This is a genomic window from Streptomyces sp. NPDC041968, assembly GCF_055589025.1.
Genome location: NZ_JBVJCB010000003.1, coordinates 424,612 through 450,751, shown reverse-complemented (window position 1 = coordinate 450,751; position 26,140 = coordinate 424,612). Strand labels below are relative to the sequence as shown.

Sequence of the window (26,140 nt, the reverse complement as noted above, 5' to 3'; positions counted from 1 at the left end):
TCGCGCCTCGCCCGATGCCACAGAACGATACGACGGTTGCCAGTCCGCAGGCACCGGGTTCCTGATAAGCCGGGTTATCGACAACACGCAGCTCACAGGACCACCCGTGGAGAGAGAATCATGCGCCGGAGCCGAGGAGGCACCTGACCACATGGCCAAATGACGAGGGCATGACCGCCTTCGTCATTAGGGTGCCTCCCGGGGATACGCGGTGACTGCCGAGACAGGGGGCACGTAATGGGTGAGTTGGCCAACGCGGTGGCGCGGCTTGAAGAGCAGGTCGAGGACGTCCGCGAGCTGCGAAAGATCGTCGAGCGTTCTGACATGGAGATCGCGGCACGCATGGATGAGATTGAGACGATTGGCGGCGCCATCCTCGATCTCCACGGCGATCTCGACAACCAGATCGCCGAGTACGACTACATGGCCGTCGAGCAATCCGCCGCATCCCTGCGAGGACTGGTGAACCCGGCGGGCGTCCTTCCCGCGATCGATACCGTCTGCCTGCTCACCGCACTGCGCGACGACGAAGCCGTTCCTGATCTCACTCTGCCACTGTCGGCGTTCGAGAACAGTGACGCCGGTGAGCATCCCCGCCTCACGCAGGAGGACCTGGACCGGGAGTTCAAGGCCGCCCTGGCACGAGCGGATCAGCGCTGGGAGGAGATCTGGGGCGACGACACCTGGGAGGATCCGAACGAACGAGAGTCCCACCGGGCCGAGCATCGCGCCGATGCTGAGCGGGAAGCGATCATGGACCGTGCCCGCCGGGCGGCTGCCCATATTGAGGAGCTCGTCGACTACATCGGTGAGACGCTGTGGCCCGATCTCGTCGAGGCAGTGGAAGCCGGCGACCGCGAGCGCGCTGTCCGAGCACTGTCGGCTGCGTGGGCTGCGGCACGCGAGACTGAGCCCGCCTACAAGCTGTACGAGGTCAACCTCTCAGCACAGTACGAGTCGTCGCCGATGTCTCTCGGTGCCATGGGCGAGTACCTGAGCGGCTTCGAGACATGGTTGAGGGCGCCCAAGGCTGAGTGATCAGCGCAGGATGCGTGTGGCTCCCCCCAACCTCTGGAGACCGGGCCAGGCCAGCTCAGCGCCGGGGGCCTCCCCCAGCCCCAGACCGCGACCCACAGTGCCTGACATGGCCGGTCGCCGACGGGAGTAGCCGAATCCGGTTCGTGAGCGGGAGCCGAGCCGTTGCCTGACGGTGTCCGTGGCATTTTCGGCCACCCACCGGCGGCGGCCGGATGCGCCGCGTAACCTCGCAGGCATGGAGGCACCCGCACCCGGCGCAGCGCAAAACGCCGCAACGCAGGATGTCCAGAACGAAGCGCGCCGGCGGCTGGACGCGTACACCTACCTCAGCGCGCCCGAGCGGCTGGAGCACCTCGCGATCATGCGGGTCTTCTGCGGGACCCTGCTGGCGGACCTGGCCGTCCCGGACGTTCTTGCAAAGCTGCGCGGCGCCGGCGGCTCTGCTGCCGGGCTCGACGCCGACACCCTCACCGTCCGGCTGGAACAGCTGGTGAAGTGGGGCAACCTGCTGCGCAGCAGTCACACGGTGAAGGCGTCCAGCATCAGCGAGTACCAGCGGTCCCGCGCGCGCTACCAGCTGTCGAAGCTGGGCGAGCGCATCCAGCGGGACGCCGACGGGGTCCTGGCCGAGGCGGACGCCGCCCGCGAGGTGAGCAACGAGCTGCTCGCCCTGGTCGAGCGGGGGCTGCGGGAGCTGGCTGAGCTCGTTACCGCGCCCGGCGGCATCGAACCGCAGGACGGGCTGGAGCGGGTCAGCACGCTGTTCGTGCAGTTCTCCGAGTTCGCTGACTCCATCCGGGACTTCTACGCCTACCTCGGTCAGGTGCTGGCCCGGTACGACCTGAACAGCGCCGAGTACCAGGGCTTCAAGGAGCTGCTCCTCGACTACGTCGAGGCGATCACGGAGGACGTGGCGTTTCGTGCACCGCGGATCTCGGCGGCGCTGGACAGGCTGTGGCCGCACGTTCCGGGTCTGCTCGCCCGGCTGGACGCCCACGCACAGGGCCTCACCGGGCTGTCACCGCAGGGTGACGGTCGCATGGAGACACGAGTGCAGCGCAGCCGTGGGCGCGAGCTCGCGGACTGGGAGGGCCTGCGCGGCTGGTTCAGCGACACAGAAGGACAGGGCAGCCAGGTCGATCAACTGCGGGACGCCACCCTGCGCGCATTGCAGTCGCTGCTCGCCAACGCCAAGCGGATGCTGCGGTCGGCCACCGGGGAGATGTCCCGGCGCAAGGACCTGCTGCGGCTGGCCCGGTGGTTCGAGGAAGCGGCGCCGCAGGACGCGCATGACATCGCCATCGCCGCCTTCGGGCTGTACGGTGCCCGTCATCTGGGCATACCCCCGGCCACCGACGAGGTGGTGCCCGCCTACACGAGCTGGTGGACCGGGCCGGTGGTCGAGGTGCCGGTGGCCCTGCGGGAACGGGGCAGCCGCGCCCAGCGAGACCGGACGTCCGCGGTGGAGGACCACTCAGCGCAGAAGCGGCGCCTGCGGGAGGCCGCCCGTGAGCGGGCGGCGGCCAGGGCAGCGGCGGCGGACGAACTGCGCAGCGCCTCGGGCCGATTCGCCGAGGTGCGCCTCACCTCGGCAGCGCTCGGTCTGCTCCTGGAGCTGCTGGCCACCGCACTCGGGAACGCGCAGCTGAGGCGTCGCGCCGACACGGACGGGGAGGGCGTGAGGGAATTCGATCTCGACCAGGCGCACAGCGAGGACGCCGAGCTGGGCATCCGGCTCACCGTGCGACGCACGGCGGGCGCCCGGTGCGTCTTGCACTCGGTCGACGGCGACCTGCTACTGGAAGACCTTGAGCTGGACGTCGGCCGTACCTCCTCCGACGTGGCCGACGGCGATGCGGAGGTGAGCGTGTCATGACCCTCCCCTCGACACACGACGTCGCCCTGGCCGCCGAGCGCCGCAGCGCCGCCCGGCTGCTGCTCGCCCATCCGCTGGTCACCTCGGACGGCCCGCACGCCGACCTCTTCCCGCTGATCCGCAGGCATGCCGACTGGCTGGGCAAGCGGTTCCAGCAAGTGCTCGGCTACCGCCTGCTGGTCGACAGCTCATACGCCCGGCTCTTCAAAGCGGGACTGGGAGCAGGCGCGGGCCGCCGGCTGGAGCGCGCCACCGGCACCCCCTTCACCCCGCACACCTACGCCTGTCTCGCGCTGGCCCTCTCCGTACTGGTGACCGCACCCGAACAACTGCTGCTGTCACAGCTGGTGGCCGACATCAGGGCCGCCGCAGCCGACGCCGAGATCGAGCTGGAGGAGACAGGTAGGGCGGCCGGGAAACGGACCTTGGTAGCGGCTCTGCGCCTGCTGGTCGAGTGGGGCGTCCTCATCGAGACCGAGGGCCATGTGACCGCTATCGCACACGATGCGGGCGGAGAGGCCCTGATCACAGTGGACCGCGAGCTGGCCCGCGTCGTCGTCGCCGGCCCGCTCGCCCAGGCCCGTGACGGCTCCGACCTGGTCCGGCGGGCAGCGGACCCGGGATTCGGCGGACCTCGCACCTATGTGCGCCGGATGCTCGTCGAGACACCCGTCGTCTACCTCGACGAGCTGACCGACGCCGAACGCGACTGGTTGCGCACCCGGCAGCGCCGGGAAGCGCAGGCGTTCTCCGAACTCCTGGGCCTGGAAATGGAGATCCGCGCCGAGGGCGTGGCGCTGGTGGACCCCGAGGACGAGCTGACGGATCTGCACCTGCCGGGCACCGGGACGGTCGCACAGGCCACACTGCTGCTGGTGGAACGGCTCGTGGAGCGGCTTCGCCCACAGGAGCCGGGGCACCCGGCGACTGGAGGGACGCTCGTCATCGGCGTGGCTGTCCCGGACGGCCTCGTGAACGAGTTGCTGGCCGAACTGGTCGCCGAGTACGGGCAGCGCAGCAACTGGCAGCGCGGTTACCTGGAGGACATCCCCGCCCTGCAGGAGGCCGTGCTGGACCTGCTGAACCGCATGCGGCTGATGGCCCGGACCGGCCGGCTGCGTGCTGAGGGAGATGGGCTGCCGGACGGGTACGCCGAAGAGGCACCGGAGGGGCGCACCGTGACAGATGTTCGCGGAGCGCGTCCTGGCAGTGACAGCTGGGTGCTGCTGGCCGCGGCGGCACGCTATGCCACCCACGTGACCATGCGCCCGGCCACCGCAGCCGGCAAGGGCACCGACGTTCAGGAGGAGTTGCCGCTGTGACCACCGATGCGCGTGGCCTCGTCCCACTGCCGCGTTCCGGCCCCGCCACGACCGCCGGCACCCGCTTCCGGCTGCACCGCGCGGGCATCCAGAACGTCTGGCAGTACGACGAGCAGGAGTTCGCCTTCGGCGACGGACGGCTGCTCCTGCGCGGCAAGAACGGCGCGGGCAAGTCCAAGGCCCTGGAAATGCTCCTCCCGTATCTGCTGGACGGCGACTCACGGGCACTGGACGCGACGGGCACCGGCCGGACCACTCTCGCCTGGCTGATGCTGGACGGGTTCGAGCAGACCAACCGTCTCGGCTACCTGTGGGTGGAGTTCCGGGGCACGACCGACGGCGGCGACCACCGCCACGTCACACTCGGCGCCGCCATCCGCGCCTCGAAGTCGACGCAGAAGGCGCTGCCGACATTCTTCGTCACTCCGCTGCGCGTCGGTGAGGACCTGCACCTGGTCGAGGGCGGAAGGCCCCTGCCGGTCGACCGGCTCAAGGAGATCGTCGGCGCCGACAACGTCACCGACCGCGCGGTCGCCCACCGCTCGCGGGTGGCCCGGGAACTGTTCGGCATCACCGACGCGACCCGCTACCGCAACCTGACCCAGCTCCTCCACCGGCTGCGGCGGCCCACGGTCGGGGACCGGATCGAGCACGGTGGACTGGCCTCCCTGCTGAGCGAGACCTTGCCGGGACTCGACGAGGACGTGGTCGAGAAGGTCGCGCGCAACCTCCACGACCTCGACGCCGTACGTGACGAGCTCGGCCGACTGGAGCGCACGGATACGGCGCTGCGCACCTTCCTCACCAGTTACCGCGGTTACCTGTCCGGTGTCCTGCGCACCTCCGCGCAGGCGGTGAGCCGGGAACTGGAGATCCTCGCGCAGCGACGCCGGGCGACCGGAGACGCCGCACAGCGGACCAGCGAGCTGAGGACGCAGGAGGAGGAGTCAGAAGCCCGACTGGAAACCCTGCGCGAAGAGGAAGACGCCGCCCGGACCGACCTCGCCGCCCTGCACGCCAGCCACGCCTACCGCAGCCTGCGCGAACTGTCGGAACGCCGAAGCACGGTCGAGGCGCTGCACACCGCCGCCGTGGCCGCCTTCACCGCCGTCAGCAACGCACACGGCGCAGAGGACGGCGCGGCCGAGCGCCTGGCCGACGGTGTCGACCACCTCGGGAGCCGGCTCGCCGAACTGGGCACTGAGCACCGGGAACTGCTGACGCAGGCGGAGAAGGCCGGACTTACCACCGGCCATCTCGGCGAGGCAGTCGCCCTGCCCCGCACCGTTCGCTCCCAGCCCGGCGAGACGGAGCTGACCGCTCCGGACGGGGAGACGCACATCGTGCAGCACCGGTCGGCCGTCCGTGTGGACACGGTGGCGGTGCAGGACGAACTGCGGTCCTGGCAGGGGCAGCTGGAGGACGCCGAGACGGTCGTGAAGAACCGGACCCGGATGGTCCAGGAGGTGACGCGTCTCACCGCGCAGGCCGAGAAGGCCCGAAGCCGGGCGGAGCAGGCCGACACCGAGCGGGAATGGCTGGAGGGGGAGGCGGAAGACGCCGCCGGCCGTCTCGACGCCGGCCGCGAGAAGGTCGCCGAGGAGAGCGACGCCTATGCCCGCCAGGTCACCGAATGGGTCACCCGCACGCGGGCCGCCGTCGGGTCCGACTGCCCGCCGCTGGATGCCGTCCACGTAGTGGTCGCCTTCGAGAGCTCCGCCGACGCCCCGTTCGCGGACCGCACGCTCCCACCCGACACCGACAGCCAGGCGTGGCGGGCCGCCCATGCCGCACTGGAGCCGTACAGCGAGGAACTCACCAGACGCCGCGACGCCCTCGCACTCACCGTCGGCCGACTCGACGAGGAACTCGGCCGCCTGGCAAGTCAGAAGCGTGACTGGGAGCGACGTACAGATCCCGAACCGCCGGTCCCCCACCACCGCGTCGCCGAAAGGACACCGGGCACCGGGGCGCCGTTCTACCGGCTGGTGGACTTCACGGATGATCTGAGCCCCGCGCGTCGAGCCGGTCTGGAAGCAGCGCTGGAAGCCAGCGGAATCCTGGACGCGTGGGTCGGCGCAGACGGCGCCCTTTTCGACCCCGGCACTCGTGACACTCTGCTGCGTCCCGGCCCCGCCCTGCCGGCCGGGCCGACCCTCGCCTCGGCCTTGCGCCCAGCGCCGCAACCGGGGTGTGGAGTCACGTCCGAGCAGGTGGAGCGCCTGCTGGCCGCCATCACGCTCGCATCGGCCGAGGAAACGACCGCTCATGACGCGGTGCACTATGACGGAAGCTGGCGTCTGGGCATCCTCAGCGGCCGGCACCACAAAAGTGACGCCGAGTACGTGGGAGCCGCCGTGCGCGCCGAGACCCGACGGCGCATCCTGGCCGAGCTGGAACAGCGGCTCACGCAGACGCAGCAGCGGCTGGCCGACGCCCGTCACGAACTCAACGAGGCCGACGCCCGGCGCCGGGCCCTCAGACTCGCGGAGCAGGACTTCCGCCAGGCACGCGGTCTCGCCGACGCCTGGAGCAGAGCCGAGTCGGACGAGAGGAGACTGCGGGACCTGACCGCCAAGGCCACCCGCGCGGCACGGCTGGCCGAGGAAGCCCGCGCCATCGCCGTAGCCGCCCGCGCCGAGGCAGACGCCACCGCCACCGCCCACGACCTGCCCAGCGACCCCGCCGAGCTGGAACGCGTACGCACCGCGCTGGCCGCGCTTCTCACCGGCATCGGGCATCTTCGCCGAGCGATCGACAGCACGGGCGAGCGGCTCGGCACCCATCTCGCCGATGCCGAGCGATACGAACGCGCCCGTAGAGAACGCCTGGCCGCGGAGGAGAACTACCGGCTTCGCCTCACCGGGCTGCGTACCGCGCAACAGGACCTGCGCACCCGCGAGGAGGCCATCGGGGCGACCGAAGAAGAGATCCTCACCCGCGAGCAGGAAACCAAAAAGCGCATCGCGCACGCCGCCCAGGCCGTCCCGGCAGCACAACGTATCCGGAACGATCTGCACGACCGGCGCGTGCGCGCGGAAGAGGAGGAAAAGCGCCTGCGCGAGGACCTGACCGCCCAGGAGACGGCGGTCATCGCAACCGGCGGGGCCCTTCGCAGCGCACTCGGCCGACCGGAGGTGGTGCGCGGCGCCGGGCTGGACCGGTCTGCACTGCCCGAGGACGTGGTGGACGATCCCGGCTCGGACGTCCGCAGCCGTCTGCGCGCGCTACAGGCGCTGGCCGACGCGGTACAGCAGGCCCTCGGCCGCCCGAAAGGCGAGGTGTCGGACAGCACCCTGCTCAACCGGCACACCGACCTGCGCGACCAGCTGGCCGGCGGTTACGACGCACAACTGGAGGAACGCGACGGGATCAAGGTATGCCGCCTGATCGACGACCACGGCTCCCACGACGTCGCGGCCGTGGGCGAGCGGATCGCCGTCCAGGCGGCAGAGGCCCGGGGACGACTCACCGAGCGCGAACGTGAGGTGTTCCAACGGTTCCTGACCGGCGAACTCGGCGACCACCTCTCGGCCCAGGTCATCACCGCGGCGAACCTGGTCGCGGCTCTGAACGACACCCTGCGGACCGTGCGCACCTCCCACGGCCTCGGCGTGGAGCTGTTGTGGAAGCTGAACGAGGACGTCGACGCGGACGTGCGGGCGGCCGTGGACCTGCTGCGCAGTCCGTCGAGCCTGCGCACGCGTGAGCAGACCGAGCAGCCCCGCGAGGTGCTGCAACGCCGGATCGAGGATGCCCGACGGGCCGACCCCTCAGCCGGCTACGCCGCCCACCTGCGGACCGCTCTCGATTACCGTGATTGGTTCCGCTTCCACACCTTCGTGGTCGAGGACGCCGCTCCGGGACGGCGCCGGAAACTGACCGGCCGCACCGGGCTCAGCCAGGGCGAGCAGCGAGTGCTCTCCTATCTCGTGCTCTTCGCCGCGGCCGCCGCACACTTCACCAGCCTCGCCGAGTCGGCACCCCACGCCCCGCGGCTGATCCTGCTCGACGACGCCTTCGCCAAGGTCGATGAACCCACCCACGGACGGCTGGGACGCATCCTCGTCGACCTCGACCTCGACTTCGTCCTCACCAGTGAACGGCTCATGGGCAACTGGCCGGAGGTGCCGTCCCTGCACATCTACGAGTGCCTACGCGATCCCCATGTGCGCGGGGTTGCCACCCTGCACTACACCTGGAACGGCCGGCACCGGCGCCTGGTGTCCGTATGAGCAAGCTGCCCGCGGCGACACGGGACTGGCTGGCCGGTCCTGGGTTGACCAGGCTCTGGGAAGCGGTACGCAAGCGCCTGGAAAGCAATGGCGTGCAGGCCACCGGTTCCCTCCGGCTGACCTCGGTGAGCACCCAGGAACGCAACGACCTGTCGCTCCTTCTGGGCAAGCCCGTCACGGGTGCTGCCGTAACTGTGCACCTCGATGCGCTCGACACGCGGCTGCGCGCCTCCGCAGCCGGACTCGGGCTCAGGAACGTCTTGGAGGAACTCGGCCCTCCGCTCACCGACCGCCGTGCCGTCCGCGCGGGTATCGCGGCACGGCGCGAGCACGTCTGGTCGTCGCTCGCCTCGGCGCTGGACGCCTCTCCGCTCGCCGGCCAGGAGTGGACTGGCCAGTGGTACGACCTGCTCCGCCGGACCGGCGTCCCGAGAGGAGTGACACCCGACACCGCGGTACGCACGCTTCAGCAGGCTGTGCGGGTCCTCAGCGCACTGCTCGGCGCGGAGCGGGGCGGCACACGAGGCCGAGGAGAACTCGCCGCCCTGGCGACCGGGTCCGCGCACGGTCTGGACGACGGCACCTGGCTCGCGCGCCTCGTCCAACGCGGCATCGCCCTCGCCCACGGCACCGAGTTCCCCGGCGACGCAGCCGGCCGGCGCGCACTGTGGCGGCTGGTGTCCGTCACACCGGACGAGGTCTCCAGCACAGTGCTGACTTACGGGCTGCGGCCCGTAGGTGGGGGATGGCGGGAGCAGGTCCTGCGGGAGCGGACCGACCATCACGCCGAAGCCCACCTCACGTCGCGCGATCTTCACGACCTCCAGCTGCGACTACCTGCCGGAGAAGTGGTCCACATCTGTGAGAATCCGCGCGTGGTGGAAGCTGCGGCGGACGCTGCCTGCGTCCGGCCCTTGGTGTGCACGTCCGGCAGCGCCGCCACCGTGGTCCTCACGCTCCTCGACGCTCTCGCCACCACCGGCTGCCGTTTCGCGTACCACGGCGACTTCGACTGGCCGGGCATCGCTCTGGCGAACCGGATCATCCGCCGTTATGGAGCCCAGCCATGGCGCATGGGCGCCGAGGACTACGAGCACCTGGCCGCTCGGAGCCAGGCCGAGGGAATCCCTCAGCTGCCGCTCGACGGCCAGCCCGTCAGCGCGGCCTGGGACGCAGGTCTCGCTCCTGCCATGACCGCCCTCGGCGTCGCGCTCCACGAGGAGGTCACACTCGATCTCTTGGTGGACGACCTGTCGCGCCAGGCATAGAGACGTCGCCGCCGCGCCAACTCCCACCAGAGCACGCTTGTGAGCTCGGCAGCATGCCGCCCTGAGCCACAGCACGGAAACCCACCAAGTGGCAGACGACCGCAGACAGGTAAGAATCACTTGCGTACCCAGTCCGGTCACATGTCGTCATCCAGCGCACGCGCAAGCGATACCAAGGACGGTCACGCCAACATGGCCCCCGCGGATGTGCACGAGAACACGGCGCAGCGGAAGGCGGAGGTATGGCCAAGCTGACAGAGGAACAGCGTCGACAGCGAGCCGCCAAGCGTGCTCTGCGATCGGCGCTCGATGCCGAAGCGGATGAGCAGCGGCGTCGCGAGCGGGATGAGCGATGGAAGCGAGAGGGTACACGCCTCAGCTGGGCGGAGTATGTGGCCGGTGAGCCATGTCGGGGTTGCGGAGAGCCCATGCAGGACGGGCTGGGGAGCTGGCCGCCGCTCATGAAGTTGTCCGATTCAGAGAAGCGCGAGTATGAGGAAGCCGACCGGAAGTTCCGCGACCGGCACGCCGACTGCCGGGATGCTCGGTGGAGCATCAGTGGTTCTCGGGTGACACATTGCTGTTTCTGCTGCCCACCGCCCCCTATGGGGCCGAAGCAGATGAAGAACCTCGCCAGACTGTTCGCTTCCTGGCCCTCGCAGGAAGAGCGTAAGAAAGATCTCGACACGTGGAACCTCACCCTCCGCTGCGACCACGTGGTGCCGCACATCCAGCATCGCGAAAGCAGCTACGTTTCCGCCCGCGTCGTCGACTGCCCAGAATGCGGAGAGCGCCGCGGAGTGGTGAGCAGTGAGCGGGTAGGGCCGGCATACCAAGATGACGGGACCGTCCATGACCGTGCGGAAGCTGATAGGGAGCGGCTCGCCCAAGAGCTGGCGGCTGCCGAGGCGAAGCTGGCCCGTCAGCAGAAGAACGCGGCGGCGACCCAGCGTCGCATCACCGAGATCCAGGAAGAGCTGAGTAGCGAGTCCTGATGAGATCAGGCAGGCGGCGCGTCGACGGCCGCGTACGTGATCAGGAGGCGTGTCCGGGGGCGCGGGTGGACGTAAAAAGGACGAGACGCTGGCCGCCAACTGCTGCAGTTCCGACAGAGTGACAGAGCATCCTCTTCGTGGGAGCCATCTGGGAGCCAACCCGCTCCCCGAACCCCTTCCGGGCCCCGCGACACCAACCGAGCCCACCCCTCCGACCTGCGGAAACGCGAGCGAGGCTGGCAGGCTCACCAACCGAACCTCATTCGGGACGAAGAGGTCGTGGGTTCAAATCCCGCCACCCCGACAGTGAAACACCAGTTCAGGGGCCTGATCCGCGCAGCGGGTCGGGCCCCTGACGGGTTTCTGGGGATCGTTTGTGTGGAGCGCACGTATCAGCGGTCCTCGCGGTGCTCGATTCAGCGACCGCTCGCACCGCAGCAGGAGCCGGTCTTGCCCTCGCTGGAGGGCTTCTGGGTGGCAGCACTCGGTGCTTGGGCAGGCTTGACGGCTCGGACGATGGCCGAGTGCATGCCGTCGGCGACGGCGTGGGTCGGGGTGAGTTCGATGCCCGTGAAGCCGGCCGCCCTCAGGCCCTCGCGGTACTCGGCGAAGGAGAGGGCTCCCGCGATGCAGCCCACGTAGTCGCCCCGCTCCGCCCGCTGGGCCGGGGCGAGTTCGTCATCGGCGACGACGTCGGAGATGCCGATGCGGCCGCCGGGGGCCAGGACGCGGAACATCTCGGCGAAGACCGCGGGCTTGTCGACGGACAGGTTGATCACGCAGTTGGAGATCACGACGTCGATCGTGCCGGCGGGCAGTGGGATCGCCTCGATGGTGCCCTTGAGGAACTCGACGTTGCGGGCGCCCGCCTTCCTCTGGTTGGCCAGCGCGAGCGCGAGCATCTCCTCGGTCATGTCCAAGCCGTACGCCTTGCCGGTCGCACCGACCCTCCGGGCGGAGAGCAGGACGTCGATGCCGCCGCCCGAGCCGAGGTCCAGTACCCGCTCGCCCTCGTGGAGGTCGGCGACGGCGGTGGGGTTGCCGCAGCCGAGGGAGGCGGCGACGGCCTCGGCGGGCAGGGCGTCGCGTTCGTCGGCCGCGTACAGGGTCGAGCCGAAGTTGTCGTCGATCTCGACGGCCTGCGGGCCGCAACAGGCGGTGCCGCCCTCGGTGACCTGGACGGCGGCGGCGGCATAGCGCTCGCGGACGGTTTCGCGCAGGTCAGTGGAGTGATCACTCATGGCATACCCCTTGGGAGAGAGACGAGCGTCGGACGGGCTGATTCGAAGTTCCTCGATGCAAGCTTGCGCCTTGGATCGAAGTTCGTCAACATAGAGGCATGTCGAAACAAGAGCTGGTCGTGCTCGGCCAGGACGAGAGCGGCTGCTGCCCCACCCTGCTGACCGCACCCCTCGACGAGGGCCGGGCCGTCGAGCTGGCCAAGGTCTTCAAGGCGCTCGGTGATCCCGTCCGGCTCCGCCTGCTGTCGATGATCGCCTCGCGTGAGGGCGGCGAGATCTGCGTCTGCGACCTCACCCCGGCGTTCGACCTGTCGCAACCGACGATCTCCCACCACCTCAAGCTCCTGCGGCAGGCCGGGCTCATCGACTGCGAGCGACGCGGCACCTGGGTCTACTACTGGCTCCTGCCGGAGACGACCGACCAACTCGCCGGCATCCTCACCCGCCCCGGCCGGCCGGCGGTCACGTCCACCGAGGTGTCCTCGTGAGCGACAGCACCACCGCGCCGGTCGCCGGGCGGCTCTCCTTCGTGGACCGCTACCTCGCGGTGTGGATCCTGGCCGCGATGGCCGCCGGTCTGGGCCTCGGACGCCTCGTGCCCCGCCTCGGTGACGCACTGGCGAAGGTCACCGTCACCGGCGTCTCGCTGCCGATCGCCCTCGGCCTGCTCGTGATGATGTACCCCGTCCTCGCCAAGGTCCGCTACGACCGGCTCGACACCGTCACCCGCGACCGCCGTCTGCTCATCCCCTCGCTGGTGTTGAACTGGGTCCTGGGCCCGGCGCTGATGTTCGCGCTGGCCTGGCTCTTCCTGCCGGACCTGCCCGCGTACCGCACCGGCCTGATCATCGTCGGGCTCGCCCGCTGCATCGCCATGGTCATCATCTGGAACGACCTCGCCTGCGGCGACCGCGAAGCCGCCGCCGTCCTGGTCGCCCTCAACTCCGTCTTCCAGGTGGTCGCGTTCAGCCTGCTCGGCTGGTTCTACCTCTCCGTACTGCCCGGCTGGCTCGGTCTGGAGCAGACCGCCCTGGACGTGTCGGTGTGGGAGATCGCGCGCAGCGTCCTGATCTTCCTCGGCATCCCGCTGCTCGCCGGGTTCCTCACCCGCCGCCTGGGCGAGAAGGCCAAGGGCCGCGCCTGGTACGAGACGAAACTGATCCCGCGCATCGGGCCGTTCGCCCTGTACGGGCTGCTGTTCACCATCGTCGTGCTGTTCGCGCTCCAGGGCGACGCCATCACCTCCCAGCCGCTCGACGTCGCCCGGATCGCACTGCCGCTGCTGGTGTACTTCGCGGTGATGTGGGCCGGATCCATGGCTCTGGGCAGGGCAGTCGGCCTCGACCACCCGAGGGCCACGACGCTGGCGTTCACGGCCGCGGGCAACAACTTCGAGCTGGCCATCGCGGTCACCATCGCCACCTTCGGCGCGACCAGCGGCCAGGCCCTGGCCGGAGTCGTCGGCCCGCTCATCGAGGTCCCCGTCCTCATCGGCCTGGTGTACGTGGCACTCGCCGCCCGCCGCTACTTCCCCGACTCCCCAGCTCCGGCAGCCACACCGGCCGCCCGACCGGAAGGCTCCGCCCGTGTCTGACGCCTCCAAGCCCTCGGTCCTGTTCGTCTGCGTCCACAACGCCGGACGCTCCCAGATGGCCGCCGGGTTTCTCACCCACCTCGCGGGCGACCGCGTCGAGGTCCGCTCCGCCGGGTCCCTGCCCGCCGACCAGGTCAACCCGGCCGCCGTCGAAGCCATGGCCGAAGCCGGCATCGACCTCACGGACGCCACGCCCAAGATGCTCACCCCTGAGGCCGTCCAGGCGTCCGACTACGTCATCACCATGGGCTGCGGCGATGCCTGCCCGGTCTTCCCCGGCAAGACGTACCTCGACTGGCAGCTCGACGACCCCGCGGGCCAAGGCATCGAGGCCGTCCGTCCGATCCGTGACGACATCCGACAGCGCGTGGAGGCCCTGATCAACGAGATCGCGCCTCGGTAGCTCGGTAGCTCGGTAGGGAACAGCACCTGAGGGCCGGCAGCTTTGGCGCGTCCGCCGGTGCACGGATCTCCCAGGAGGACAGGCCGTCGGGGAGGCGGTCCACGTCGGCGCCCATCACCGCCCATCACCGCCCGTCGCCGCGTCACCGCCCGTCGGCGCGTGTGAGGTGGTGCGGGGACGTTGCGAGAGCTATCGAAAAACGATAGATTTCCATCGTGGATCGATTGAAGGAGGGGCGATGGGACAGCTGACAGTCCTCGCGCTGCGCGGTGTCATCGGGGCACTGCTGGCCGGCTCGGTGTTCGTTCAGGTGGTGCTGCTCTGGCTGCTGGTGGCCGGGAGCGCTGACCCGGACGCCGCCCTGGCGCACGTGCGCACGCCGGTCTTCGTGATCGTCGTGCTGGGAGCGCTGGCCGCCGAGACCGTGCTCGTCTGCGTCTGGCGGCTGGTGACCATGGTGCGGCGCGGCACCGTGTTCTCCCTCGGGGCCTTCCGGTACGTCCATGTCGTGATCGGTGCCTTCGTCGCGGCCGCGCTCCTGGTCTTCACCCTCGGCGTCCTCCTGGCGCCCGGTGAGGCCGTGGCGCCCGGCATCGTCCTCCTGCTGGGCGGGGTCGGGGTGGCGGTCCTGGGCGTCGCGCTGGTCGTGCTCGTCCTGCGGATGCTGCTCGCCCAGGCGGTCGCGCGGGACATCGAGGCGGCACGGATGCGGGCCGAGCTGGCCGAGGTGATCTGATGCCGATCGTCGTCGACATCGACGTGATGCTGGCGAAGCGCAAGATGTCCGTGGGCGACCTCGCGGAGCGCGTCGGCATCACCCCCGCCAACCTCGCGGTGCTGAAGAACGGACGCGCCAAGGCGGTGCGCTTCACGACCCTCGCCGCCCTGTGCGACGTGCTCGAATGCCAGCCGGGTGACCTGCTGCGCTGGGAGGCCGGAGGGGTGGACACGGGCTGACTCCCGGCCGGTGTCGGTCGCGGGTGGCCTCCGGGGCCCGTCCGGGCGCAATCTGGGAGAAGATCTGCGTGCCCCGCGCGCTCGGGGGCACCGACCCGGGAAGGACCACTCAGTGATCATCTTCGGCACCAAGGGATACCTCTACCAGCTCGCGATACTGACGCTGGTGTGCGGCGGATGCGGCAACCCCTCCGCGCACACGCTCAGGAAGCGCGTCTCGAAGTTCACGCTGTTCTTCGTGCCGCTGTTCCCGTTCTCCACGAAGTACCTGACGCAGTGCACCTTCTGCGGCGCCGAGCAGCGGGTGACCAAGGAACAGGCCGAGCACCTCCAGGCGCAGGCCGTGAACGGCCAGGCCGGTCAGGCGTACGGGCAGCCGCAGCAGCAGCCGTACCAGAGGCCGTGACACCGGCGGGGGAGGCGTGGGGAGGGACGGGGTGGCGGAGCAGCGGGAGCCGCAGGGGCCGTACATGTCGGGTTACGCCGAGATCCTCGCGGGCGTCGCGGCCACGGGGCGCCGGCTGACCCGCGACGAGCTGGAGGAGCGCCGGCTCCTCGGGGAGCAGGCCGCGGAGGCGGGGCACAGTCTGCGCAGCCTCGTACGGCTGCATCTGGACGCCACGCGCGCCTCCTGGCCCGACGGCGCGACCGGTTCTGGTTCTGGTTCTGATTCCGGTTACGGGCCCGGCTCGGGCTCCCGCTCAAGCATCAGGGCCGGGGCCGGGGTCACGGACAATGTGCTCGCGGCCGTCGCCCAGGCCGTCGACGCCTTCGCCGAGGGGTACGAGCGCGCCCAGCGCCTCGCCGTACGGCAGGAGGAGGCGGCGCGTCGGGAGTTCGTCGACGACCTGCTCTACGGGCGCAGCGACCTGGGCCGGCTCGCCGAACGGGCCGTGCGCTTCGGCCTGGTCCTCTCCCGCGCCCACGCCGTCGCGGTGGCCGAGGGTCCGGAGGCGTACGACGACACCGCGCCGGTGACCCGGTTCGTGGAGACCGCGCTCATCTCCCGTTTCGGCGACCGGAGCATCCTGATCACCACCAAGAACGGGCAGTTGATCTGCATCGCGCCCGGCGACCAGGACGAGGTCCTCGCCTTCTTCGCCAAGCAGGCGTACGCCGCCGCCGAGGGCAGCCGGGTGGCCATCGGGCGACCCCGCTCCGGCGCGGGCGGCGTGGTGCACAGCTACGAGGAGGCGCTGAGCACCCTCGAACTCGCCGAGCGGCTCGAACTCGACGAGCCCGTGCTGCGCGCCGCCGACCTGCTGGTCTACCCGGTGCTCACCCGCGACCGGCAGGCCATGGCCGACCTGGTGCTGAGCGTGCTGGGTCCGTTGCGCGGCGCCCGTGGTGGTGCCGGGCCGCTGCTGCGGACGCTGGAGGCCTACTTCGACGCCGGCTGCACCTCGGCCGAGGCCGCCCGGCGGCTGGCGCTCAGTGTGCGGGCCCTCACCTACCGGCTGGACCGCATCCACCAGCTGACCGGCGCCAACCCCGCCGACCCCGTGCACCGCTACACCCTGCAGACCGCGGTCATCGGGGCCCGGCTGCTGGGCTGGCCCGCCCACGAGATCTGAGCGGGCCGTGCCGGGCGGGGGCGCGGCCGAGGTCAGCCGCTGATCTCCACCTTGCCGTTGCGCGGGTCCGGGCCGTCCGAGCGGTCCGGGCGGCCGAGGTGCTCGGGACGGTCCGGTCCGTGCGCGGTGTCCGTCCCGGTGGTGTCCTTCGCCGTGATGTTCCTCAGCAGGGACGCCAGGTCGACGCCCGTGGTCGAGTTGAGCAGTTCCACGCCCTGCGCCACGTTGTCGGCGACCGTGCGCGACAGCCGGCCGGCGCCGTCCGTCGAGATCACCGTCATCTTGTCCACGGCCGCGAGGGGCTCGGACGCCTTGGCCACCACCTGCGGCAGCACCTCGACCAGCATCTGGAGCACGGCCGCCTCGCCGTACTGCCCGAAGGCGTCGGCCTTCTGCCGCATCGCCTCGGCCTCGGCCGATCCCTTGGCGCCGATCGCGGCGGCCTCCGCCTCGCCCTCCAGTCGTACGGCCTCGGCGATCGCCGCGCGCCGGGACCGCTCGGCCTCACCCTGCTTGAGGCCTTCGATGGCCTCCGCCTCGGCCAGCGCGCCACGGCGCTGCTTCTCGCCCTCACCGGTGAGCCGGGCCCGCTCGGCCTCGGCCTGGGCCGCGGCGATCTCCGCCGCCCGCTCGGCCTCCGCCTGCTTGACCCGCGCCACCCGGCGGGCCTCCGCCTCCTGTTCGGCCGCGTAGCGCTGCGCGTCGGCGGGCTTGCGGACCTCGGTGTCGAGCTGCCGGTCCTTCAGCGCCGCCTGCCGCTCGGCGACCTTCTCCTGCTCGGCGAGGATGTCCTGCTGCCGGGCCGCCTCGGCGAGCGGACCGGAGGCGTTGGCGCGGGCCGCCGCCTGGTCGGTCTCCGCCTTGATCTCGGCCTGCTTGAGGTAGAGGGTCCGCTGCGCGACCGCGATCTCCTCCTCCGCCTTCAGCCGTGCCTGCTCGGCGGCCCGCCGGGCCACGGCCTCGGCGATGTCGGCCTCCTGCTTGGCGCGGGCCGCCTCGGGGCGGCCGAGGTCCTCCAGGTAGGAGCCCTCGGTGGTGATGTCCTGGATCTGGAAGGCGTCCAGCACCAGGCCCTGCCCGGACAGGCTCGCCTCCGCCTCCTCGGCGACCTGCCCGGCGAACGCGGCCCGGTCCCGGATGACGTCCTCCACGGACATCCGGCCGACGATCGCGCGCAGCGCGCCGGACAGTACCTCCTGGGTGAAGCCGACGATGCCGTCCTGCTGCATCAGGAACCGCTGCGCGGCGGCACGGATCGCGTCCTCGGTGCCGCCGACCTTGACGATCGCGACGCCCTCCAGGTTGGCCTTCACCCCGCGCAGGGTCACCGCGCCGCGCACGGCGACCGGGATGTGCCGCGAGGAGAGGTCGAGCGTGAACCGCTGCTGCACGAACGGCACGACGAACACACCGCCGCCGACCACGACCTTCTGGCCGCTGTTGTCGGTGAAGACGCGGCCGGTCTCCGGATCGGTGGACTTCTTGCCGCGCCGTCCCGTGACGATGAACGCCTCGCTCGGCCCGGCCACCTTGTAGCGGCTGACCACCACCAGCGCGAGCAGCACCACGAGTACGACGACTCCCAGCACCGCGATGACGACAGGACTCATGGCAACGCCCCCGAATCGCAGAGAACAGAGAACAGAACAGAGAACAGAGAAGACAGAAGCGGAACCAGGCACCCGGCTCGGGAGAGCGGGAAGGAGGGGCTCAGCGGTCGACCGGGCGGACGACGACCGACGTGCCCGTCGGTACCGCCTCGACCCACACCTCGGTGCCCCGCGCCACCGGCTGGGCGCTGCGCGCCGCGCACTTCAGGGGCTGGCCGGCGAGCCGGAGCAGCACCTCACCGAAGCCCCCCGCCGGAATGGCGGTCACCACCCTTCCGGACGTACCGATCAGGTCGTCCGTGCGGGGGGTGGCGGCGGTCTGGTCCCGCATCAGCGCGCGGCTGAAGCGGTACGTCAGCCATCCGGTCCCCGCCCCGGCGACCGCACCGGCCCCGGCGGCGCCCGCTTGGCCGGTCCAGCCGGTACCGAGGGCGAGGGCGCCGGCGAAGCCGGTCATCGCCAGGAACCCGGCGACGACCGGCAGCGACAGCCACCCCTCCAGGACGCCGTCCAGCGCTCCGTCGAACGCACCGTCCAGCAGTCCGTCGAAGATCAGCGACAGGGCGAGCAGCACGACCCCCGTGATACCCAGCCCGAGAAACCAGGCCATGCGTGCCGTCCCCCTCCCGCCCGTCGCTGAGCTCCGGTGAAACGCATCGTCACACGTGGGCAGGGAGCCCGTCATTGCCGTGTTCCGGCAATCTTTACGCGTCGTTTATGCCGGTCACCGTGCGGCCGGAAGGAACCCTCCGCGCCCGGGAACCGGACCGTGCGCCGGTACCGTCCTCTTTCCAATGGGGACTCGAACGGGGAGCGTTCCGCGCCAGGTTCCGCACAACGGCGGTTACGCGCACATGGTGGTGTGCGGCGACGACGGGCTGGCGCACCGCCTCGCCGCCGAACTGCGCGGCGTCTACCGGGAACAGGTCACACTCGTCGTGCCGCCCTCCGGGCACCGGGCTTCCCAGCCGGTCGTAGGGCGGGCCCGCGCGGCCTCCGTGGCGTTGCTGGGCATGGTCAACGCGGCCGTCAACCGCTCGGGCGGCGGCCCCGAACCGGACGACGGCGGGCGCCCGGCGGAACTGGAGGCCGCCGAGCCGACCGAGGAGGTGCTCGCGGCGGCCGGCGTGGACCGGGCCGCCGCACTGGCCCTCGTGTACGACGACGACGAGACCAACATCCGCGCCGCCCTGACCGCCCGCCGGCTCAACCCCCGGCTGCGCCTGGTCCTGCGCCTGTACAACCGGCGGCTCGGCCGGCACATCGAGGAACTCCTCGACCAGAGCACCGCGCTGGCCCTCGGCGACGCGCGTGACCCGGGGCTGGACGGTGCCGGTACCTCCACGACCGTGCTCTCCGACGCCGACACGGCCGCGCCCGCGCTGGCCGCGACCGCCCTCGTCGGCACCAGCAAGGTGCTGGAGACGGACGGACTGCTGCTGCGCGCGGTGGAACGGCAGCCGCCGCGCCCCGGCGAGGTGGCCGACCCCGGTCTGTGCACGCTCGCCTTGCTCTCCGCGACGAGCAACGACCCGGCCGGTACGGACGGTTCGGAGGGCAGCGACGGGGGGCCGCAGCTGCTGCCCGACGCGGCGGCCGTGGAGGCGGCCACCGGGCGCGGCACGGTCGCCCTGGAGCAGGTGTCGTACTCCGGTCCGCCGCTGCCCGCCGCCCGGGCCGGTGTGCCGCCGTTCGGCGAGCTGTTCTCACGGCGGCTGCGGTGGTCGCTGGCGGGCCTGGGGGCCTGCGTGGTGGCCCTCGCCGTGGCCCTCATGGTGGTCACCGGGGACCATCCTCTGCACGCCACCTACGTGACGCTGCTGGATCTGTTCGCCATCAACGAGCCCGCCCACCAGGAGGACTCCGGGCGCCAGATCCTGCAACTGCTCTCCGGCTTCGTCGGGCTGCTCCTGCTGCCCGTGCTGCTGGCGGCCGTCCTGGAGGCGCTCGGCACGTTCCGCAACGCGTCGACGCTGCGCAAGCCGCCGCGCGGGCTCGGCGGGCACGTCGTCCTGCTCGGTCTCGGCAAGATCGGCACCCGCGTGCTGACCCGGCTGCGGGAGATGGACATCCCCGTGGTGTGCGTGGAGGCCGATCCCGAGGCGCGCGGCATGGCGACCGCGCGGCGGCTGCGGGTGCCGGTCGTGCTCGGGGACGTCACCCAGGAGGGCGTCCTGGAAGCCGCCAAGATCCACCGGGCGCACTCGCTGCTCGCCCTGACCAGCGTGGACACCACCAACCTGGAGGCGGTGCTGTACGCCCGCTCCGTGCGGTCCGGACTGCGGGTGGTGCTGCGCCTGTACGACGACGACTTCGCGACCGCCGTGTACCGGACCCTGCGCGCCGCGCACCCCGGCGCGCTCACCCGGAGCCGCAGTGTGACGCACCTGTCCGCGCCCGCCTTCGCCGGGGCGATGATGGGCCGCCAGATCCTGGGCGCGATCCCCGTCGAGCGGCGGGTGCTGCTGTTCGCGGCCGTCGAGGTGGCCGGACATCCGGAACTGGAGGGGAAGACGGTCGGCGAGGCCTTCCGGGCGGGGTCGTGGCGGGTGCTCGCGCTGGAGGTCCCCGACGAGGCGCGGGACGCCGATGCCGCCGACACCGGGGCCGAGGGTGTGCGGGAGTCCCGGTTGGTGTGGGAGCTGCCCGACACGTACGTGCTGCGGGGTGAGGACCGGGTGGTGCTGGCGGCCACCCGGCGAGGGCTGGCGGAGCTGCTGGGGCGGCGGGCGCGGCGCCGGACGGACGGGTAGGGGCGCTCACCACCCACCGGCCCGCCGACCCGCCGCCCGCCGCCCGCCACGCGGTTCCGGCCCCGGCCCCGGCCCCGGGACGACTCCGCCTGCGCCTACGGAGCCGTCGGCAGGTGCCGTGCCGCGAAGTCCAGTTCCAGCCGGATCTGCTTGATCCGCTCGTCCACCACCAGTGACCCGTGCCCCGCGTCATAGCGGTACACCTCGTGGACCGCGCCCCTCGCCGCCAGACGGTCGACGTAGTTCTCGACCTGGCGGATCGGGCAGCGCGGGTCGTTGACGCCGGCGGAGATGTAGACCGGGGCCTTGACGTCGTCGACGTAGGTCAGCGGGGACGACGCCTCGAAGCGGTCGGGGACCTCCTCCGGGGTGCCGCCGAGGAGGGTGCGGTCCAGGGCCTTCAGTGCCTCCATCTCGTCGTGGTACGCGGTGACGTAGTCGGCGACCGGGACCGCGGCGATGCCCAGCGTCCACGCCTCGGGCTGCATGCCGATGCCGAGCAGGGTGAGGTACCCGCCCCAGGAGCCGCCGGTGAGGATCAGCCGCTCGGGGTCCGCGAGGCCGGAGGCGACCGCCCAGTCGCGCACCGCCGCGATGTCCTCCAGCTCGATGAGGCCGACCCGGTGCTTGAGCGCGTCGGTCCAGGCGCGGCCGTACCCGGTGGAGCCGCGGTAGTTGACGCGGATCACCGCGTATCCGTGGTCGACCCAGGCCGCGGGCCCGGCGGCGAAGGCGTCGCTGTCGTGCCAGGTCGGGCCGCCGTGGATGTCGAAGACCGTCGGCAGCGGGCCGGTGGTGCCGGCCGGCTTCTGGACCAGGGCGTGGATGCGGCCGCCCGGGCCGTCCACCCACACGTCCTCCACCGGGACCGAGCCCGGCGACTTCATGCCGGGCGGGTCCAGGACGACCCGGCCGGTCGTGGAGCGCACCGCCGACGGTTCGGCGGCCGAGGACCACAGGTACTCCACGCTGCCGTCGGGGCGGGCCGTCGCCCCGGAGACGGTGCCTGCCGGGGTCTCGATCTCCACCAGCTCGCGGGTCGCGAAGTCGTACCGGAACAGCTCGCTGCGGGCCTCGAAGCCGTGCACGATCAGCAGGCCGCCGCCGTCCGGATACCACTCGGCGCTGACGTCGCCGGGCAGCTCCAGGGCGAGGTCGGTCTGCTCGCCCGTCGCCACGTCCCACACCAGGGGCTCCCAGCGGCCCCGGCGCTGGTGGCCGATGAGCAGGCGGGTGTCGCCGTCGACCGGCGCGAAGCCGAGGACCTCCAGGCCCAGCTCCTCCTCGCCGCCCTGCGTGTCGTCCAGCTCGGCGACCGTGGTGCCGTCGGGGCGCAGGACGCGCAGCGCCGAGTGCATGGCGTCGCCGTGCTCCGTGTGCTCGACGGCGATCAGTGTGCCGTCGTGGGAGAGGTCGCCGACGCCCGCGGACTCGCGGTGCCGGTAGATCTGCGCCGGGGGCCCGCCCGCGTACGCGAGGTGGATCGTCGTACCGTCCTCGTCGGTCGAGCGGCCGATCACCGCCGTGCGCCCGTCCCGGCCGAGGGCCAGGCCCGCCGGGTAGGAGGGGTCGAGGCCCGGCACCGCGAGCTCGTCCTCGCCGCCCGCGAAGGGCTGACGGCGCCAGACGCCGAACTCGTCGCCGTCCTTGTCGTCGAACCACCAGATCCAGTCGCCGTCCGGCGAGAGCACGCCGTCCGTCGTGCCGTTGGGCCGGTCGGTGACCTGGCGCTGCTCACCGGTCACCCGGTCCCAGGCGTACAGCTCGTACGTCCCCGTGGCGTTCGACACGAACAGGGAACGGTCCGGTGCGTCCTCGGCCCAGTCGGGCAGCGACACCCGCGGCGCCCGGAACCTCTTCTCCCAGTCGGGCATCTCCTCGCCACGTCGGTCGTCCTGTCCCCACCGCTGGCCCGACGACACGGACCCGTTGCTCTCAGTCATGGCCCCATACTGCCTCCACCGGGGGACAACGCGCAGATCAGATCCCCAGCCTGTGGAAAACTCCGCCCGTCCGAGGCCCCGCCCCCGCTTTTCCACAGCCCCGCGGGCAGACCGCGAGGCCGCGCCCCGTACCGTGGAGGGCGTGTACCGGTTTCTGCTGACGCCCCGCTGGTGGGGGATCAACGTCTTCGTCGTCCTGGCCATCCCCTTCTGCATCTTCATGGGTTCCTGGCAGCTGGGCCGGTTCGAGGACCGGGTGCAGGACCACGAGACGGCGACCACGCAGGACGAGTCGGCCGGTCGGCAGGCGGCCCGTCCGCTCGCGGAGCTGCTGCCCGTGGACAAGTCGACGGTCGGCGAGCAGACCACGGTGACCGGCCGGTACGACGAACAGCTGCTCGTCCCGGAGCGGAAGCTGGACGACCGCGACGGTTACTACGTGCTCACGCTGCTGCGCACCGACACCGGTGAGGCGCTGCCGGTGGTACGCGGCTGGCTGCCCGGCACCCCCGACCCGGCGAAGGCCCCCGCCCCGCCCACCGGCGAGGTCACCGTCACCGGTGCGCTCCAGGCCGCCGAGTCGCCGGGCAGCAACGGCGTCAGCGGCCGCTCCGGATGGCCCGAGGGACAGACCGGGGCGATCAGCGCGGCCACCCTGCTGAACCTGGTGCCGTACGACGTGTACGACGCGTGGGTCACGCTCAACGAGGGCGACTCGGGGATGCGGGCCGTGCCCGTGAGCGCGCCGCAGAACACGGGCCTGGACCTGAAGGCGTTCCAGAACCTCGGCTACACCGCCGAGTGGTTCGCCTTCGTGGGCTTCGTGATCTTCATGTGGTTCCGGCTGCTGCGCCGCGAGGTCGAGCTGGCCCGGGACGCCGAGCTGGGGCTGGCCGCCCCGGAGGACGACCGGGAACCGCAGCCGACCGGAGTCTGACGCCGGGCGCCGGCAGCCGACCGGGATTCACGTCGGGCGCCGGACGTCCTACGCCGTACCCGCCAGTACGCCCGTCCAGTACACGGTCCCCGCGCACGCGTCGGACACCGTGGCCGTCGCCGAGCCCTCGCCGCCCTCCGGGGTGTAGGTGACCGACACGCTCCCGCCGGCCGGGCCGTCCTCGGTGACCAGCTGGGTGGTGGTCCCGGTGTCGCCGCCGCCCGTGGAGGTGCCGCCCGCGGTGGTCGGGACCTCGGTGGGCGAGGGGGCGGGCGAGGGACCTCCGGTGCCGCCGCCGGTGGTGTCACCGGGGGCGGGGCAGGTCTCCGAGGGCACCCAGGCGAACTGCACCTCGTAGGCGGAGCCCGGTGCCAGGGCCAGCGAGGCGGCCTCCAGGGACGGGTCGGGCAGTCCGGCCGCGGCGTCCCCGGCCGCGTGCCGTGCGGTGCCGATCCTGGTGGCTTCCGCCGCACCCTGCGGAGTGGCGACCAGGCTGCCGGGACCGACGACGGTGCAGCCGTCCGAGGAGACGTTGGTGACGCGGAAGGAGCCGTAGACCACACCCGTGGAGTCGGGCGCGGCGCTGCTCGCGACGGCCGGTCCCAGCTGCTGGGCGGTACACGCGGGGGCCCCGCCCTCGACGGCGGTGCTGGCGGAAGGATCGGCTCCGGGTGCCGAACCCGCCGCGCCGCTCTCCTCGTCCCGGGGCGTCTCCCCGTCGGGGTCGCCCTTGTCCTTGTCCTCGGCCGTGCCGGCGGAGCCGGCGACGCCGCTCTGGCCGCCGGCCGGGTCCTTGCCCTGGGAGGCACCGCCCTGCGCCTGGGAGGCGTGGCCGGCGACGGACGGATCGGCGCCGGGGCCGGTGGTGTGGGAGACGTGCACCAGGGCCGGGATCGCCGTGCCGACGAAGAGGACGGCCGCGGCCACGCCGACGACGGCCTGGCGCTTGCGGGCCCGCCGGGCGGGCACCGCGCGGCGCAGGTGCTCCAGGGTTCCGTCGCTCGGCTCCACGTCCTGGACGGCGTGGTGCAGCATCGTGCGCAGGGCCAGCTCGTCGGAGCCGAGCCCTTCGGGCCCTCGGGTGTCGGGGCCCTGGTCGGCGGGGCCGTGGTTCACAGTTCGGTTCCCTGCGTGCGTGTGCTTCGTTTGCTCTTTCCCGTTCAGCCCGGCCGGGCCGCTCGCCCGCACCGGACCTCTCACCGCGACCGGACCGACCTCCTCGACCAGGCCGCTCTCCTCGACCGGGCTTGTCCCCTCAGCCCGCTCAACCGACTCGTCCCGCCCAGCCGGCACGTCCCGCCCAGCCGGCACGTCCCGCTCAACCGGTTCGTCCTGCTCGGCCGACCCGTCCCGTTCTACGCCCTCCCGGGTGGCGGACTCGCCCGCGGCCCCGGACTCCGGGCCCGCGTCGTGCCGCGGTTCCTTGCCGTCGCTCATACCGGTGCCTCCATGGCCACCCTGAGCGCCGCGATGCCACGCGAACCGTACGCCTTGACCGAGCCGAGGGATATGCCGAGCGTCTCGGCGACCTGCGCTTCGGTCATGTCGGCGAAGTAGCGCAGGACCAGGACCTCGCGCTGGCGGCGCTGGAGCCCCTTCATCGCCTTGATCAGGGAGTCCCGCTCCAGCTGGTCGTAGGCGCCCTCCTCCGCGCTCGCCATGTCCGGCATCGGCTTGGAGAGCAGCTTGAGCCCGAGGATGCGGCGGCGCAGCGCGGAGCGCGAGAGGTTGACGACCGTCTGACGCAGGTACGCCAGGGTCTTCTCCGGGTCGCGGACGCGTTTGCGCGCCGAGTGGACGCGGATGAAGGCCTCCTGGACGACGTCCTCGCAGGAGGCGGTGTCGTCGAGGAGGAGGGCGGCGAGGCCGAGCAGCGAGCGGTAGTGCGCCCGGTACGTCTCGGTGAGGTGGTCGACGGTGGTACCCGCCGCCACCACGTCCTCCGCGCCGTCGCGCTGGTTCGATATGCGGGCCGGCCGCGCTGCGGGCATGGGCGCGATCACCGGCATGCCACCGGCCGGACCGGCCCTACGGGGACGGACGGACCGGACGGGTGGCCGCACTGCGGGGCCACGCGTCGCCGCGGGGAAATCGAGAACCTCTGCCACGCCAGTTGGACACGCCCACCCCCGTGAGGGTTGTACGCGCCGGGCGTCACGTTCCCGTGTCTGCCGGGCTGCCGCCCGACTGACGGTGCGTCATAGGCACTCATCGTCCCGCTCTTCCCCTATGTCCCATGTGAACGAGCGTCCCCACGCCCGTCCTCGGCGTCCCCACGCCGACTCACGCGCCTTGGCGCCCTGAATGGGTGACCGCAAAGACGCTCCCCGCCCTCCGCACGGTTGCGGAGGGCGGGGAGGAAATCCTCTGATGCCACGGGTGCCGGGTACAAGT

Annotated in this window: 21 protein-coding genes; 15 read left to right on the top strand and 6 right to left on the bottom strand. The window is 71.6% G+C overall.

Going from position 1 to position 26,140, the window contains the following annotated elements; genetic code table 11:
- Nucleotides 1–237: 237 nt before the first annotated feature.
- The 6 genes from ACZ6EG_RS10175 (at nt 238) to ACZ6EG_RS10150 (ending at nt 10,734) form a co-directional block, all read left to right on the top strand.
- A complete protein-coding gene (locus ACZ6EG_RS10175) occupies nt 238–1,038 on the top strand; it encodes a hypothetical protein (protein WP_469603233.1) in 801 nt (266 codons plus the stop codon).
- A 235-nt stretch (nt 1,039–1,273) separates the two neighbouring features.
- Nucleotides 1,274–2,914: a TIGR02677 family protein gene (locus tag ACZ6EG_RS10170; RefSeq protein WP_469603230.1), complete on the top strand. Its 1,641-nt coding sequence runs from the start codon at nt 1,274–1,276 to the stop codon at nt 2,912–2,914.
- Nucleotides 2,911–4,236: a TIGR02678 family protein gene (locus ACZ6EG_RS10165; RefSeq protein WP_469603228.1), complete on the top strand. Its 1,326-nt coding sequence runs from the start codon at nt 2,911–2,913 to the stop codon at nt 4,234–4,236. The genes ACZ6EG_RS10170 and ACZ6EG_RS10165 overlap by 4 nt, the downstream gene beginning before the upstream one ends.
- Complete coding sequence (locus ACZ6EG_RS10160; RefSeq protein WP_469603225.1) at nt 4,233–8,471, top strand: TIGR02680 family protein; 4,239 nt, start codon at nt 4,233–4,235, stop codon at nt 8,469–8,471. Before ACZ6EG_RS10165 ends, ACZ6EG_RS10160 begins: the two co-directional genes overlap by 4 nt.
- The gene (locus tag ACZ6EG_RS10155) at nt 8,468–9,739 is read left to right on the top strand and encodes a TIGR02679 family protein (protein ID WP_469603223.1); all 1,272 of its coding nucleotides are present in this window, start codon (nt 8,468–8,470) and stop codon (nt 9,737–9,739) included. The genes ACZ6EG_RS10160 and ACZ6EG_RS10155 overlap by 4 nt, the downstream gene beginning before the upstream one ends.
- A gap of 242 nt (nt 9,740–9,981) precedes the next feature.
- On the top strand, nt 9,982–10,734 hold the full coding sequence (locus tag ACZ6EG_RS10150) for a hypothetical protein (RefSeq protein ID WP_469603220.1): 753 nt from the start codon (nt 9,982–9,984) through the stop codon (nt 10,732–10,734).
- Nucleotides 10,735–11,150: 416 nt separating this feature from the next.
- Here the strand turns inward: ACZ6EG_RS10150 and arsM are convergent, their stop codons facing one another.
- Nucleotides 11,151–11,975, bottom strand: a complete 825-nt coding sequence (gene arsM / locus ACZ6EG_RS10145) for an arsenite methyltransferase (protein ID WP_391970760.1) — start codon at nt 11,973–11,975, stop codon at nt 11,151–11,153.
- A 98-nt stretch (nt 11,976–12,073) separates the two neighbouring features.
- Here arsM and ACZ6EG_RS10140 point away from each other — a divergent pair, with 98 nt between their 5' ends.
- From ACZ6EG_RS10140 to ACZ6EG_RS10110, 7 genes are all read left to right on the top strand, one after another.
- Nucleotides 12,074–12,463, top strand: a complete 390-nt coding sequence (locus ACZ6EG_RS10140) for an ArsR/SmtB family transcription factor (RefSeq protein WP_391970761.1) — start codon at nt 12,074–12,076, stop codon at nt 12,461–12,463.
- Entirely contained in the window at nt 12,460–13,569 is a 1,110-nt protein-coding gene (gene arsB / locus ACZ6EG_RS10135; RefSeq protein ID WP_469603216.1) for an ACR3 family arsenite efflux transporter, read from the top strand. The genes ACZ6EG_RS10140 and arsB overlap by 4 nt, the downstream gene beginning before the upstream one ends.
- Nucleotides 13,562–13,972, top strand: coding sequence for an arsenate reductase ArsC (locus ACZ6EG_RS10130; RefSeq protein WP_469603213.1), 411 nt, complete (start codon nt 13,562–13,564; stop codon nt 13,970–13,972). Before arsB ends, ACZ6EG_RS10130 begins: the two co-directional genes overlap by 8 nt.
- Before the next feature lie 238 nt (nt 13,973–14,210).
- Nucleotides 14,211–14,708, top strand: coding sequence for a DUF2975 domain-containing protein (locus tag ACZ6EG_RS10125; protein ID WP_384690054.1), 498 nt, complete (start codon nt 14,211–14,213; stop codon nt 14,706–14,708).
- A complete protein-coding gene (locus ACZ6EG_RS10120; RefSeq protein ID WP_391970765.1) occupies nt 14,708–14,929 on the top strand; it encodes a helix-turn-helix domain-containing protein in 222 nt (73 codons plus the stop codon). Before ACZ6EG_RS10125 ends, ACZ6EG_RS10120 begins: the two co-directional genes overlap by 1 nt.
- Before the next feature lie 112 nt (nt 14,930–15,041).
- Entirely contained in the window at nt 15,042–15,335 is a 294-nt protein-coding gene (locus ACZ6EG_RS10115) for a zinc-ribbon domain-containing protein (RefSeq protein ID WP_391970766.1), read from the top strand.
- 64 nt (nt 15,336–15,399) lie between these two features.
- Nucleotides 15,400–16,503 carry a PucR family transcriptional regulator gene (locus ACZ6EG_RS10110; protein WP_469603534.1) on the top strand — a complete coding sequence of 368 codons (1,104 nt, stop codon included), beginning with the start codon at nt 15,400–15,402 and terminating at the stop codon, nt 16,501–16,503.
- A gap of 32 nt (nt 16,504–16,535) precedes the next feature.
- Here the strand turns inward: ACZ6EG_RS10110 and ACZ6EG_RS10105 are convergent, their stop codons facing one another.
- Complete coding sequence (locus ACZ6EG_RS10105; protein WP_469603208.1) at nt 16,536–18,113, bottom strand: flotillin family protein; 1,578 nt, start codon at nt 18,111–18,113, stop codon at nt 16,536–16,538.
- A gap of 100 nt (nt 18,114–18,213) precedes the next feature.
- The gene (locus ACZ6EG_RS10100) at nt 18,214–18,723 is read right to left on the bottom strand and encodes a hypothetical protein (protein ID WP_469603205.1); all 510 of its coding nucleotides are present in this window, start codon (nt 18,721–18,723) and stop codon (nt 18,214–18,216) included.
- A 244-nt stretch (nt 18,724–18,967) separates the two neighbouring features.
- Between ACZ6EG_RS10100 and ACZ6EG_RS10095 the strand changes: the two genes are divergently transcribed.
- On the top strand, nt 18,968–20,866 hold the full coding sequence (locus ACZ6EG_RS10095; protein WP_469603531.1) for a potassium channel family protein: 1,899 nt from the start codon (nt 18,968–18,970) through the stop codon (nt 20,864–20,866).
- Nucleotides 20,867–20,961: 95 nt separating this feature from the next.
- Here the strand turns inward: ACZ6EG_RS10095 and ACZ6EG_RS10090 are convergent, their stop codons facing one another.
- Nucleotides 20,962–22,809, bottom strand: coding sequence for a S9 family peptidase (locus tag ACZ6EG_RS10090; protein WP_391970769.1), 1,848 nt, complete (start codon nt 22,807–22,809; stop codon nt 20,962–20,964).
- A gap of 142 nt (nt 22,810–22,951) precedes the next feature.
- Between ACZ6EG_RS10090 and ACZ6EG_RS10085 the strand changes: the two genes are divergently transcribed.
- Entirely contained in the window at nt 22,952–23,746 is a 795-nt protein-coding gene (locus ACZ6EG_RS10085) for an SURF1 family protein (protein WP_391970770.1), read from the top strand.
- 48 nt (nt 23,747–23,794) lie between these two features.
- Here the strand turns inward: ACZ6EG_RS10085 and ACZ6EG_RS10080 are convergent, their stop codons facing one another.
- Together ACZ6EG_RS10080 and ACZ6EG_RS10075 are read right to left on the bottom strand one after the other, a co-directional pair.
- Nucleotides 23,795–24,862: a hypothetical protein gene (locus ACZ6EG_RS10080; protein ID WP_391970771.1), complete on the bottom strand. Its 1,068-nt coding sequence runs from the start codon at nt 24,860–24,862 to the stop codon at nt 23,795–23,797.
- 317 nt (nt 24,863–25,179) lie between these two features.
- On the bottom strand, nt 25,180–25,755 hold the full coding sequence (locus tag ACZ6EG_RS10075) for a SigE family RNA polymerase sigma factor (RefSeq protein ID WP_053142636.1): 576 nt from the start codon (nt 25,753–25,755) through the stop codon (nt 25,180–25,182).
- Nucleotides 25,756–26,140 lie beyond the last annotated feature (385 nt).

What these genes read in the sequence shown, in the direction of transcription:
- ACZ6EG_RS10175 (WP_469603233.1), top strand. Translation starts at nt 238, where the DNA reads ATGGGTGAGTTGGCCAACGCGGTGGCGCGGCTTGAAGAGCAGGTCGAG.
- ACZ6EG_RS10170 (WP_469603230.1), top strand. Translation starts at nt 1,274, where the DNA reads ATGGAGGCACCCGCACCCGGCGCAGCGCAAAACGCCGCAACGCAGGAT.
- ACZ6EG_RS10165 (WP_469603228.1), top strand. Translation starts at nt 2,911, where the DNA reads ATGACCCTCCCCTCGACACACGACGTCGCCCTGGCCGCCGAGCGCCGC.
- ACZ6EG_RS10155 (WP_469603223.1), top strand. Translation starts at nt 8,468, where the DNA reads ATGAGCAAGCTGCCCGCGGCGACACGGGACTGGCTGGCCGGTCCTGGG.
- ACZ6EG_RS10150 (WP_469603220.1), top strand. Translation starts at nt 9,982, where the DNA reads ATGGCCAAGCTGACAGAGGAACAGCGTCGACAGCGAGCCGCCAAGCGT.
- arsM (WP_391970760.1), bottom strand. Translation starts at nt 11,975, where the DNA reads ATGAGTGATCACTCCACTGACCTGCGCGAAACCGTCCGCGAGCGCTAT.
- ACZ6EG_RS10140 (WP_391970761.1), top strand. Translation starts at nt 12,074, where the DNA reads ATGTCGAAACAAGAGCTGGTCGTGCTCGGCCAGGACGAGAGCGGCTGC.
- ACZ6EG_RS10125 (WP_384690054.1), top strand. Translation starts at nt 14,211, where the DNA reads ATGGGACAGCTGACAGTCCTCGCGCTGCGCGGTGTCATCGGGGCACTG.
- ACZ6EG_RS10120 (WP_391970765.1), top strand. Translation starts at nt 14,708, where the DNA reads ATGCCGATCGTCGTCGACATCGACGTGATGCTGGCGAAGCGCAAGATG.
- ACZ6EG_RS10110 (WP_469603534.1), top strand. Translation starts at nt 15,400, where the DNA reads ATGTCGGGTTACGCCGAGATCCTCGCGGGCGTCGCGGCCACGGGGCGC.
- ACZ6EG_RS10105 (WP_469603208.1), bottom strand. Translation starts at nt 18,113, where the DNA reads ATGAGTCCTGTCGTCATCGCGGTGCTGGGAGTCGTCGTACTCGTGGTG.
- ACZ6EG_RS10100 (WP_469603205.1), bottom strand. Translation starts at nt 18,723, where the DNA reads ATGGCCTGGTTTCTCGGGCTGGGTATCACGGGGGTCGTGCTGCTCGCC.
- ACZ6EG_RS10095 (WP_469603531.1), top strand. Translation starts at nt 18,968, where the DNA reads ATGGTGGTGTGCGGCGACGACGGGCTGGCGCACCGCCTCGCCGCCGAA.
- ACZ6EG_RS10090 (WP_391970769.1), bottom strand. Translation starts at nt 22,809, where the DNA reads ATGACTGAGAGCAACGGGTCCGTGTCGTCGGGCCAGCGGTGGGGACAG.
- ACZ6EG_RS10075 (WP_053142636.1), bottom strand. Translation starts at nt 25,755, where the DNA reads ATGCCGGTGATCGCGCCCATGCCCGCAGCGCGGCCGGCCCGCATATCG.